Consider the following 12,170-nt stretch of genomic DNA (forward strand, 5'->3'; position numbering starts at 1 on the left):
GTCATGAGCCGTTCTGGAATGGGTTGGTGCCGCCGTATAGCGATGTGAGTTCGTTGGCCAACGCCTGATAGCTTTCGGCAATTTCGTTCAAAGTCGGGACGACAAGGTCATCGACACGCTCAAGATAGGGGCAACTCAATGCAGCGACGACGTTGCCCGACGGGCTGAACACCGGGAACGCGATATTGGTGACGCCAACGGCGGTGGCGGATGGCATTTTTTCATATCCCACGTCGCGGATGCGCGCGAGGTGTGCGTCAAATTCTGCGCGGTCCAGTTCGGGTTCACCGGCGGCGCGCCTGTGCTGTGCAATCAGATCGTCGATCTCTTCCGGGGAACGAAACGCAGCCAGAACACGTCCTGTGCCAGTGTTCCACAACCCAACAACTGTCCCCGTCTTCAGCGCAAGCCCCCAGTTGCCAGGTGATTCAGCCGTGGCGACAATCACGATGTCCCCATTGCTTTCCATACCCATATGACAAGACTGCCAAGCCTTCCGTGTAAGCGCACGCATCCGTGGCAAAGCGGCCTCGATAACGCGACCGATCGGCGGGTGCCGCTGGCTGATGGAGAACATCTTGAGGCTCAGCGAATAATGATCGCCTGACGTAGACCTGATGACATATCCGCGGCGTACCAGCGTGGACAGCATCCGGTAAATCTCGTTGGGCGACCGTTCAAGGGACCGCGCCAGCTCACGCTGTGTCATCCCCTCTCCGTGGTTGGCCAGCAACTCAATGATATCCAAGCCTTTTTCCAGGGCGGGAGCGCGATACTTGTCGCCTGCATCATCCATGGGCGTACTTTCTGAAATTCTGGTTCCTTACAGTCTGATCAACTCGGTCATGAAGTCAAGCTTGATTTATTGATAAATAAATGTTTTACATACGAATGGATGGCGAACTCAACTTCGCGCCATGGGAGGAAGAAATGAAAAGAATTAACGTTTTAAAGGGCTTGCTTGCGAGCACAGCGATGATCGCGGTTGCCGAATCGGCGGTCGCGCAGGATTGGGGGAGCTTCGAAGGCGTGACGATTGAGGCGAAACTCATCGGAGGCGAGCAGTACGAAGGTCTTTATGCGCGCATCGCCGATTGGGAAGCGGCCACCGGTGCCAAGGTCGATATCATTTCAAAGAAGAGCCACTTTGAAATCGACAAGGAAATCAAATCGGACATGGCGGCTGGAACCACCTCCTGGTGTGTAGGTTCAAACCACTCGTCATTTGCGCCGCAATATGAAGGTCTCTATGTAGACTTGAATGAACTGGTTCCCGCCGAGACCATTGCGGAATTTGTAGAGGGTAACATCAATGCCTCGACCGTTGGCGGCGAGCTTTTGATGCTGCCACGTGCGCAGTTTGACGTTTCGGTTCTGTACTATCTGAAATCGAACTATGAAGATGCCGACAAGGCGGCTGCGTTCAAAGCTGAATATGGCTATGATCTGGCTGTGCCGGACACGTGGGAGCAGGTCAAGGATCAGGCGATGTTCTTTGCCGATCCGCCTAATTTCTATGGCACGCAATATGCGGGCAAGGACGAAGCCATTGTTGGCCGCTTCTACGAGATGGTTGTCGCGGAGGGTGGCAACTACCTTGACGAAAACAAGAAGCCGATCTTCAACTCTGACGCCGGTCAACGCGCCCTTCAGTGGTTCGTGGATCTGTATACCGCCAAGGCCGTCCCCGCTGGCACTACAAGTTATGTCTGGGATGATCTGGGGCAGGGCTTTGCGTCCGGCACTGTGGCATTAAACCTTGACTGGCCGGGCTGGGCTGGCTTCTTCAACGATCCTGAAAGTTCGAAAGCGGCTGGCAATGTCGGTGTGGCTGTTCAACCGATGGGATCGGTGACGCGCACGGGTTGGTCGGGCCACCACGGTTTCTCGGTCACAAGTGACTGCGCCAATAAAGAGGCCGCTGCCTCCCTTGTCATGTTCTTGACCAGCGAAGAAAGCCAGCTGGCCGAAAGCGCGGGTGGTTCCCTGCCAACGCGGACGGCGGTTTGGGAAGCGAACGTGGCCGCTGCCAAGGCGGGTGATGATGCCTTCCGCGCTGAAAGTCTGGCGGCTTTTGCAGAAGGGGCCAAATACGCCTTCGCCGTACCGCCGATCCCGGAATGGGGCGAAAGCACCAACCTGGTGTTCCCAGAGCTTCAGGCCGCAATCGTTGGCGATAAAACCGTCAAGGAAGCATTGGACGATGCCGCCGCAGCGGTTGACGAATTGATGCAAGAGTCCGGCTACTACTAAGTACGACATCGAACTGGGGCGGCTCTGGCCGCCCCCGAGACACACACTCCAGCCACAGTTAGGTGTACAATGACCCGCCGCCGCTTGCCCGAGTGGTTCGTCCTTCTGTTGCCTGCGTTCATCGTGATCGCCGCAGTCGTGCTGATCCCTCTGATTTTCTCGCTCTACTCGAGCTTCACACCCTACAAGCTCACGCGACCGTCAACCTTGTGGAAATGGGTCGGAACCTTCAACTACGAGAAGATTTTGTCCGATGCCAAGTTCTGGTCGGCATTCGGGCGCACCGTCTTGTTCCTGACCATCGTGCTGAACCTGGAGCTTCTGCTGGGCCTTGGCATTGCGCTGATGATGAACAAGGTCACATGGGGTCAGCGCACGCTACGCACCATCCTGATGTTTCCAATGATGTTTTCGCCGATCCTTGTCGGGTTTCAATTCAAGTTCATCTTCAATGACAATATCGGTCTGGTGAATAATGTTCTGCAATCCCTTGGCTCTGATGCCGCGCTGCCGTGGCTGGTGGACGGCAAGCTTGCGATGTTCTCGATCATCTTTGCTGAGATATGGATGAGCACTTCCGTCTTCGCCATCCTGATCCTGGCCGGGCTGTTTGCGATGCCGCGCGATCCATTGGAAGCCGCCAAGGTCGATGGCTGCACCGCTTGGCAGACCTTCCGCCACATCACGTTGCCCTTTCTGATGCCCTTTATCTATATCGCTATGACCATTCGCTCGCTGGATGTGGCGCGGGCCTATGACATCGTGCAAATCATGACAGGCGGCGGTCCAGCGCGGCGGACCGAGCTTCTGTGGACCTTGATGAGCCGCACAGGCTATGTCGACGCCCGCATGGGACTGGCGAACGCGATGGGATATGTCTCGATCATCCTGTCGATCCTGTTCACCGTTTACTTTTTCCGCAAACTCAGCGCTGCACGCGGCCAAATTGGCATGGCAGGATAAGTCTAATGGATCGCAATCTGACCCACCGCAATCGCAAACGCGCCCTGAAAGCCCTGCATTTCATCGCGCTGTTCCTGACCATGGCCATTATCTGCATCCCCGGCTTGTGGATCGTGTTAAACTCGTTCCGTCCAACGGTCGAGATCATGGCGAAGCCACCGGTCTGGACACCTTCGTTCACGCTGGACCATTACCGTGCGATGTTTGGAGGTACTGGCGAAGGCGGCGTGCCGGTATTCTCCTACTTCCGCAATTCGTTGATCGTGTCCGTGGTCTCGACCTTGATTGCTATTCTGATCGGGATGTCGGGCGGCTATGCCTTTGCCCGATATCGCTTCAAGGGCAAGGCTGGCTACTTTGTGGGGTTGATGCTGTTTCGTGCGGTGCCGGGTGTCGCTCTGTCGCTGCCACTGTTCATCGTTTTCGCGAAAGTCGGGATCATCGACACCCATTTCGGACTGATCCTTGTCTATGTCGCGATGAATGTGCCGTTCACCATCTGGCTGACCGACGGGTTCTTCCGCCAGATCCCCAAAGAGCTTCACGAAGCCGCCGAGATCGACGGCTGCACCCGGTGGCAAGCCTTTTGGCGGGTTGAGTTCCCTGTGGCGCGCTCTGGCGTTGCCTCGGCTGCGATCTTCGCCTTCCTCACCTCGTGGAACGAATTTGCGCTGGCTTCGCAACTGACCAGATCGGTGGGGTCCAAGACCATGCCAGTGGGTCTGCTCGACTTCACGGCCGAATTCACCATCAACTGGGGGGGGATGTGTGCGCTTGCGGTGTTGATGATCGTGCCAGCGCTGGTCCTTACCTTCATCGTACAGAAACACCTGATTGCCGGCCTCACATTCGGCGGCGTCAAAGGATAAGACCATGACCGAAGTTACTCTTTCCAATGTTGTCAAATACTACGGCAAACACCGGGCTGTGCACGGCATCAATCTTGCCATCAATGATGGCGAGTTCGTCGTGCTGGTTGGCCCATCAGGATGCGGCAAGTCGACAACGCTCAGGATGATTGCCGGGCTCGAAGATATCTCGGATGGCGAAGTGACCATCGCGGGCCGGGTCGTGAATGATCTGCCACCGCGCGAGCGCAACATCTCGATGGTGTTCCAGAACTATGCACTTTATCCGCATATGACTGTACGCGAAAACCTTGGTTTCTCGTTGGTGATTGCCAAGGCCGATGAGGCCGCGATTGCCAAGGCGGTGGACGAGGCCGCAGAAATTCTGGGCCTGAACGAGTTGATGGATCGCAAGCCCGCCGAGTTGTCTGGTGGTCAGCGTCAACGCGTTGCGATGGGGCGCGCCATCGTGCGCCACCCGGATGTGTTCCTGTTTGACGAGCCGCTGTCAAATCTCGACGCAAAACTGCGGACACAGATGCGGGTTGAGATCAAGAAGCTGCACCAAAGGGTCGGCAACACGATTATCTACGTCACGCATGACCAGGTGGAAGCCATGACCCTGGCCGACCGCATCGTGTTGATGCAGGACGGGCATATTGTTCAGGTTGGAACACCGCTGGAGCTGTTCAACAAACCGAATAACACGTTCGTTGCGACGTTCATTGGCTCACCCCCGATGAATTTGGTCGACGGCAAAGTGGTGGGCGCTGAAACAATCGAGCTTTACGGCGGCTTGAGCGTTCCGGTGCCCGCCGCAGCGCGTGGATTGATCAGCGACGGGCAACATGTGAAATTCGGGTTCCGTGCGGACAATCTGATGCCCGTGGGGCATTCGGTTCAGGAAGAAGGCGAAAAAGCCGATCTGGAGCTGAAAGTCACGCTGACGGAGCCATTGGGTACAGAAACCGTATTGTTCACTGAAATTGCGGGCAACGAAGTACAGGCGAAGATGCTGAACCCGCGCCCGGTCCGGCCCGGTGAGGTTCTGAAATTTCAGTTGATGCTGGATAAATGCCACGTGTTTGATGCCGCCAGCGCAGAAGCCATCCGGGGTTAAGGTCATGGCAAAGATTACCCGAATAGAGCTACAGATGATCGACCTCGTTCCCAAAGTGAAACGGGTCGATGCCATTCAGTCATTCGTTAGCCAGGAAACCCCCATGGTGACGATCTATGACAGTGATGGGGCGGTCGGAACCGGCTATAGCTACACCATCGGCACTGGCGGGCCGTCGGTCATGGCGCTGTTGGAACACACGCTGACCCCGGCCTTGATTGGGCGTGACCCTGATCGGATCAACGGCATCTGGCGTGATCTTCTGCGCCTGACCAATGCCACTTCGGTGGGGGCGATCACCTCGCTTGCGCTGGCAGCGATTGACACCGCATTGTGGGATCTGAAATGCAAGAAGGCCAACCTGCCGTTGTGGAAGGCAGCCGGTGGAAGCCGCGACCGTGTCCCGCTTTACACCACCGAAGGCGGCTGGTTGCATCTGGAAACCCAGGCACTGGCGGATGACGCGCTGGAAATGCAGGCCAAGGGCTTTAAAGGCTCCAAGGTCAAGATCGGTCGTGAACATGTCAGCGAAGATGCGGCACGCCTTGGCGCCGTGCGCGCGGCCGTTGGCGACGCCTATGAGATCATGACGGACGCCAATCAAAGCTTCACACTGTCAGAAGCCATCCGGCGCGCGCGCATGCTTGAGGATCATGGCGTCGGTTGGTTTGAAGAACCCCTGCCCGCCGATGACGTCGCCAGCCACGCCGCGCTTGCCCGCCATACATCGGTCCCGATTGCCGTGGGCGAAAGCATGTATTCGCTCAGCCAGTTCAAAGACTATTTGCATGCCGCTGCGGCCAGCATCGTTCAGGTCGATGTGGCCCGCGTTGGGGGCATCACGCCCTGGCTGAAAGTCGCGCATATGGCTGAAGCCTTCAATATCATGGTCTGCCCGCATTTCCTGATGGAACTGCACCTACCGCTGGTATGCGCCGTGTCGAACGCCAAATGGCTGGAATATATTCCGCAGCTGGACAGCGTCACGACAGAGGCGATGCAAATCTCGGACGGGTACGCGATACCCTCGGAAGAACCGGGCCTTGGCATTCGCTGGGATTGGGAGGTGATATCCGCTAAATCCCTGATTTCCAAAACAATCACCGAGGCTTCATGATGCAACGTATGGGCATGATCATTGGGGTCAAACCCGACAAGATTGACGACTACAAGCGGTTGCACGCCGCTGTTTGGCCCGATGTTTTGGCTCAGATCAAAGGCAGCAATATTCGCAACTACTCGATTTTCCTGCGCGAGCCAGAGAACCTCTTGTTTGGCTATTGGGAATATCACGGCACGGATTTTGAGGGCGATATGGCCCGCATGGCCGAGGATCCGAGAACACGGGAATGGTGGACGCACACCGACCCCTGCCAGTCCCCGCTCGCGACACGTGCGACGGGCGAACAATGGTCGATGATGGAAGAAGTATTTCACACGGATTGAGAGATATGACCGAGAAACAGGGCCGCTTGGCCGGAAAAAAAACACTGATCACGGCTGCTGGCCAAGGCATCGGACGCACAACAGCTGAACTTTGGGCCGCTGAAGGCGCGCAGGTCATTGCCAGCGACATCAACGACGATGCTCTAGCAGAACTGGATGCGATTGACGGGATTACCGCGCTAAAACTTGATGTGACCGACGCAGACGCGGTTGAGGCCGCAGTGGCCGACATGGGCACGCTGGACGTCCTGTTCAACTGCGCGGGCTATGTTGCCAATGGCACAATCCTGGAATGCACCGAAAAGGACTGGGATTTCAGCTTTGATCTAAATGTCAAAGCGATGTACCGGCTGATCAAGCTCACTCTGCCCGACATGCTGGATCAGGGCGGCGGGTCAATCATCAACATGTCGTCGGTGGCGTCGTCTTTGAAAGGCGTACCCAACCGCTTTGCCTATTGTGCCTCGAAGGCTGCGGTGATCGGTATCACCAAATCCGTCGCCGCTGACTATGTGACACGCGGTATTCGTTGCAACGCCATCTGTCCGGGGACGGTCGACAGCCCTTCAATGCATGGTCGCCTACGCGCCACGGGCAATTACGACCAGGCACTCAGCGACTTTATCGCGCGGCAGCCTATGGGACGCATCGGCACCCCCGAAGAGATCGCGGCACTGGCGCTCTATCTTGCCAGCGACGACAGCGCCTTCACAACCGGGCAAACCCACGCCATTGACGGCGGCTGGTCCATCTAACCCTCAAGGAGACCAACACATGAAGCTTTTGAGATTTGGCCCCTTGGGCGCAGAGAAACCCGGTCTTCTGGACCCGGATGGAAACATTCGTGACCTGTCTTCAGTAGTCGATGATATCGCCGGAGATGTGCTGGCGGATGACAGCATTGCGCAACTGCGCGAGATCGACCCATCGACCTTGCCACTGGTTGACGGCGCCCCCCGCATCGGCGCCTGTGTCGGTCGTGTGGGCAAATTCATCTGTATCGGATTGAACTATGCGGATCACGCGGCGGAAAGCGGAATGGAATTGCCTGAGGAACCGGTCATTTTCTTCAAGGCGACCTCTGCCATCAGTGGTCCCAATGACGATGTGGAAATCCCGCGAACCTCGGTCAAATCTGACTGGGAAGTCGAATTGGGTGTGGTGATCGGCAAACACACCAAATACGTCTCGGTCGAGGACGCGCTGGATTATGTTGCAGGTTATTGCGTGGTGAATGACCTGAGCGAACGCGACTTCCAGATCCACCGTTCGGGCCAGTGGGTAAAGGGCAAATCCTGCGACACGTTCGGCCCAATCGGCCCGTGGCTGGTGACACGCGACGCAGTGCCCGATCCGCAGAACCTGCCGATGTATCTTGAGGTCAACGGTCATCGCTATCAGGATGGATCGACCAAAACGATGCACTTCAGCGTGGCGACCGTTGTGTCGCATTTGTCGCAATTCATGAGCCTTCAGCCCGGTGATGTGATCTCGACCGGGACGCCCCCGGGCGTCGGACTTGGCCAGACGCCGGAAACCTATCTCAAACCCGGTGATAAGATAGAGTTGGGGATCGAAGGCTTGGGTGTCCAGAAGCAGAATGTTGTGGCGGGCTGATGACAAAAATCACCAACATATCGACCCATGACCTTCGCTTTCCAACCTCCGACAGTTTGGATGGATCGGATGCGATGAACCCCGACCCGGACTATTCAGCGGCCTACGTGGTGCTGGAGACCGACGGGGCGCATGAAGGCCACGGGCTGACATTCACAATCGGACGCGGCAACGAGATTTGCGTGGCCGCCATCAACGCCATGCGACATCTTCTGGTCGGGCTGGATATCAATTGGGTGCGTCAGGATATGCGCCGCTTCTGGCGCCATATCACCGGCGACAGCCAACTGCGCTGGATTGGCCCCGACAAGGGTGCGATCCATCTGGCCACCGGCGCTGTGGTCAATGCGATGTGGGACTTGATAGCGAAAGAAGCGGGCAAACCGGTCTGGCTTCTGGTCGGGGAAATGTCCCCTGAAGAGATCGTGAACCTGATCGATTTTCGCTACATGACGGATGTTCTGAAGGAAACCGAGGCGCTTGATATCCTGAAGGCCGCAGAACCGGCAAAATTGGAAAGGATCGCCCGACTCAAGGCCGAAGGCTATCCGTGCTACACCACATCGGCGGGCTGGCTTGGTTATTCGGACGATAAGCTGCGGCGGCTTTGCCGTGAAGCACGAAACGCCGGGTTCACCCACACCAAGTTCAAGGTGGGGCATAATCTGGACGACGATATCCGTCGCCTGACGATTGCCCGCCAAGAACTGGGCGAAGACATGAATATCATGATTGATGCCAATCAGGTTTGGGAGGTTGACCAGGCAATTGATTGGGTGAATGCGCTGGCCTTTGCCCGGCCATTGTTCATCGAGGAACCAACCAGCCCTGATGACGTGATCGGTCATCGCAAAATTCGTGATGCCATTGCGCCGATCAAAGTCGCCACCGGCGAAATGTGCCAAAATCGCATACTGTTCAAGCAGTTTATCGCAAATGGAGCGATTGACTTCGTCCAAATAGACAGTTGCCGCCTTGGTGGCTTGAACGAGGTGCTTGCGGTTCAACTGATGGCCGCCAAGTATGATCTGCCGGTGTGGCCGCATGCTGGCGGGGTGGGCTTATGCGAATATGTCCAGCATCTTTCGATGATCGACTACGTTGCGATCACTGGCGAAAAAGACTCGAAGCGTATCGAGTTCGTAGATCACCTCCACGAACACTTCATAGACCCCTGTGTGGTCAAAAATGGCGCCTACCTGGCTCCCTCAGCGCCGGGGTTTTCGATCCAGATGAAGCCCGAAACACTTCGCGAATTCAGGTATGAATACCATCTTGTGGCTGAGTAAACGGAAGGTCGGGCCGGAAGTTCTCGTCGCCTGCCGTCACGACGGTTATTCGGAGCTCACGTTGGTTTGAGAGGCCTGTTATCAACAAAGAAATCATTGGTGATGGTTGCGGCGAAAGTCCGGATTACCCCGCGATCCGCAGGTTATGTTGGCCTGCGACTTTGCATCCGCAGCGAACGGCAGCTTCGGCGGGCCGCATTGCGGAAACACACGAGGCCGTTGGACGGCTGCTTTGGGTCGTCTGCCAAGCCCTATGGCGGGAAAGGCTATCGCTTCTTGCTGGACGGAGGGTCGGAAGGCGCAAGCTGGGCGATCAAGAAACCCAATGCGCGCGACAAGTGGGGCATTCGGATCACCTTCGGGTCATTCTTTATGAGCATGTATGGTCTGGGCGCGGCCAAGGCGCATTGTGAGCGTGTTCTGGACCGTCTGGGTATCCGCTTTGGCCCGGATGATGTAAGCATATCACGGGCGGATTTCTGCGTGGATGTGTTGGCAAACGGCCTGACGCTGAAACCGGACCATCTGGTCATGCACAGTTCCACCGGGCGGCGGGACCATGTCGCGCAGGATGATATTGCCGTGCATGGCAAGTCGGGCTGGGTATCGTCTGTGACAGCGGGCAGCGTCGCAAACCGGCAGGTCATTATCTATAACAAGCGGTCTGAGGTCATCGCCCGTGGCAAGAGCCACTGGTGGGACATCTGGAACCATACGTTACGTAACGGTCTGGCGAACACGAACGCGGCGGTTACCTTACATAAGGGACAGCCCCACCGGCCCCCTGACACCTGACCCCGCCAAGGCCAAGCAGAACCAAGTCTGGCGGGTCGAGTTTCGCGCGGGCAAAGACCTTCTGAAAGACCGCTGGGGCATACGCACATGGGAACAGTTCTTTGACCGCTACGGCGACCTGTGCCGATCATCGGGTGAGCTGGTCCGATACACCGAGCCGGACCCGTCCGACACGAACCGTTCCCGCTGGCCCAATCATCCGCTTTGGGACGTGGTCTGTGCCGAGATGAATGACGACCTGACCGAGATGCGCAGCGGGGCGGACCCCAACCCGATGAAAGAGGTCCACCGCACGGAACACATCGCCAACCTGCTGAAACAGGTCACAGGAACCTGCATCACCATGGCGGCACTGGAAGGGTGGAACCACGAAGAACTGCCCACTGCGTTCAACAGCATTGCCGAACGCATGACCGCTGCCGCCAGCGACAACCCCGAACGATCCGCCAAGCAGTTGCAGGACGCCAAGGACCGGTATGTGTTTGTGCGGGAAGCGGGCGCGCCGACTACGTAACGTATACTTAGGGGCCGGCCCACCAAGCGCCTACTTAATCTTACATTACATAGGAACGGTCAGAACAAACAAAGCGCCTTATGTAATGTTACATAGGGCGCTTATCTTATGTGAGGGTCAATGGCGGAGATAAAAAACCTACCAACGAGACTGTATCAATTCCAATTACTCGGGAGTGCAGCAATACGCTCTAACACCGCAAACGATCATGAACAGTCAAATCGCTAAACCACACCGCTCCCGTTTCCCATTTCGTTATCACCTTCGTTTCTGAATACGAAACACAGTGTCAATCCGCCGACACTATACACGCTATCTTAGATGTTATTGAAGAAACACACGTAAAGATCGGTGTGAGGACTTTAGATTGCACAACCTGACAATCCAACCAAAGGAATACTGAATGCCCCAACGTCGCACGGCTCAATTGATCGCCATGTTTGCCACTTCCGTGGTGCTTATCAGCTGCGGAACGACGTATGAGATGCCAAAGGTCAACGAGACTGTGACAAGCCGGGCGAACAGCCTTTTTGCCCAAGCGAAGTCAGCACCGCCCCGCACGCTGGCCAGCCCGTCCACCGGCACCGCACGATTTCACCGTGTGGCGCGGCGGGTACAGCCCGTCGCACGAAAACTGTGCGAAACGGAATTGGCGCAAGGCAAAAACATAGATTGCAACGTTCGGATCGAGATTGACACCGAGATGGAGGTGCGGAACGCCTATTTCACTTACCTGGAGAAAAACAATCAAAAACCTGTCATCCGATTCTCGGTTCCGATACTGCGCGATGCTGCAAGTGACGATGAGGTGGCTTTTGTCATGGGCCACGAATACGGACACCTGATCGGTCAACACATCCAGAAGGGCGAACAGCAGGCGATGGCGGGCGCACTGATCCTTGGGGCCATCGCGGCCTATGGGAATGCGCAGGCGGCATCGGTGGGGGCCTACTACGACCCCAACAGCGTAGACAACTCGGTCCGTTTGGGCGCCGCCTTGGGGCAAAGGGCCTTTTCGCAGACCTATGAGCTGGAAAGCGACATGATCGGCACACGCATAGCGGCAGCTGCAGGCTATGACCCTGTAAAAGGTGCACAATTCTTCGCGCGGGACGAGGCAGCGCGGTCCTCTGCCGGTCAGTTGTCGTTCTGGGGCACCCACCCGGCAGACGAAAAACGGATGGAGATCGTGATCGCAACGATGGAGCAGATCAAGGCACAACGGGCACTAGCGCGAAAGTAACTCAGGCTAGACAAAAAAGGGGCTGTCTGGGTCAATCAATAACCCGAAGCCCCTTGTGTACCCAATATGTGGAGTACATAGT

At 56.6% G+C, this 12,170-nt stretch carries 13 protein-coding genes; 12 read left to right on the top strand and 1 reads right to left on the bottom strand.

What is annotated here, in order from left to right; all coding sequences use genetic code 11:
* Window position 1: 1 nt before the first annotated feature.
* Window positions 2–796, bottom strand: coding sequence for an IclR family transcriptional regulator (locus tag J3R80_RS05735; RefSeq protein WP_275392809.1), 795 nt, complete (start codon window positions 794–796; stop codon window positions 2–4).
* A gap of 80 nt (window positions 797–876) precedes the next feature.
* On the opposite strand from J3R80_RS05735, the gene J3R80_RS05740 reads away from it, so the two are divergent.
* The 12 genes from J3R80_RS05740 (at window position 877) to J3R80_RS05795 (ending at window position 12,088) form a co-directional block, all read left to right on the top strand.
* Window positions 877–2,253, top strand: coding sequence for an extracellular solute-binding protein (locus J3R80_RS05740; protein WP_275392810.1), 1,377 nt, complete (start codon window positions 877–879; stop codon window positions 2,251–2,253).
* 69 nt (window positions 2,254–2,322) lie between these two features.
* Window positions 2,323–3,216 (top strand): sugar ABC transporter permease, encoded by an 894-nt coding sequence (locus J3R80_RS05745; protein WP_275392811.1) that lies wholly within the window; start codon window positions 2,323–2,325, stop codon window positions 3,214–3,216.
* 5 nt (window positions 3,217–3,221) lie between these two features.
* Window positions 3,222–4,085: a carbohydrate ABC transporter permease gene (locus J3R80_RS05750; protein WP_275392812.1), complete on the top strand. Its 864-nt coding sequence runs from the start codon at window positions 3,222–3,224 to the stop codon at window positions 4,083–4,085.
* A gap of 4 nt (window positions 4,086–4,089) precedes the next feature.
* Window positions 4,090–5,184 (top strand): sn-glycerol-3-phosphate ABC transporter ATP-binding protein UgpC, encoded by a 1,095-nt coding sequence (gene ugpC, locus J3R80_RS05755; RefSeq protein WP_275392813.1) that lies wholly within the window; start codon window positions 4,090–4,092, stop codon window positions 5,182–5,184.
* 4 nt (window positions 5,185–5,188) lie between these two features.
* Window positions 5,189–6,301 carry a mandelate racemase/muconate lactonizing enzyme family protein gene (locus J3R80_RS05760; RefSeq protein ID WP_275392814.1) on the top strand — a complete coding sequence of 371 codons (1,113 nt, stop codon included), beginning with the start codon at window positions 5,189–5,191 and terminating at the stop codon, window positions 6,299–6,301.
* Window positions 6,298–6,630, top strand: coding sequence for an L-rhamnose mutarotase (locus tag J3R80_RS05765; protein WP_275392815.1), 333 nt, complete (start codon window positions 6,298–6,300; stop codon window positions 6,628–6,630). The genes J3R80_RS05760 and J3R80_RS05765 overlap by 4 nt, the downstream gene beginning before the upstream one ends.
* Window positions 6,631–6,635: 5 nt before the next feature.
* A complete protein-coding gene (locus tag J3R80_RS05770; RefSeq protein WP_275392816.1) occupies window positions 6,636–7,385 on the top strand; it encodes an SDR family oxidoreductase in 750 nt (249 codons plus the stop codon).
* Window positions 7,386–7,404: 19 nt separating this feature from the next.
* Window positions 7,405–8,247: a fumarylacetoacetate hydrolase family protein gene (locus J3R80_RS05775; RefSeq protein ID WP_275392817.1), complete on the top strand. Its 843-nt coding sequence runs from the start codon at window positions 7,405–7,407 to the stop codon at window positions 8,245–8,247.
* The gene (locus J3R80_RS05780; protein WP_275392818.1) at window positions 8,247–9,536 is read left to right on the top strand and encodes an L-fuconate dehydratase; all 1,290 of its coding nucleotides are present in this window, start codon (window positions 8,247–8,249) and stop codon (window positions 9,534–9,536) included. Before J3R80_RS05775 ends, J3R80_RS05780 begins: the two co-directional genes overlap by 1 nt.
* A 219-nt stretch (window positions 9,537–9,755) precedes the next feature.
* Window positions 9,756–10,331, top strand: coding sequence for a hypothetical protein (locus J3R80_RS05785; protein WP_275392819.1), 576 nt, complete (start codon window positions 9,756–9,758; stop codon window positions 10,329–10,331).
* Window positions 10,216–10,845, top strand: a complete 630-nt coding sequence (locus J3R80_RS05790) for a hypothetical protein (protein WP_275392820.1) — start codon at window positions 10,216–10,218, stop codon at window positions 10,843–10,845. The genes J3R80_RS05785 and J3R80_RS05790 overlap by 116 nt, the downstream gene beginning before the upstream one ends.
* Before the next feature lie 403 nt (window positions 10,846–11,248).
* Complete coding sequence (locus J3R80_RS05795; RefSeq protein ID WP_275392821.1) at window positions 11,249–12,088, top strand: M48 family metalloprotease; 840 nt, start codon at window positions 11,249–11,251, stop codon at window positions 12,086–12,088.
* Window positions 12,089–12,170: the final 82 nt, after the last annotated feature.

Origin of the sequence: Aliiroseovarius sp. Z3, from assembly GCF_029105185.1 — a bacterium.
In the GTDB taxonomy this organism is placed as follows: domain Bacteria; phylum Pseudomonadota; class Alphaproteobacteria; order Rhodobacterales; family Rhodobacteraceae; genus Aliiroseovarius.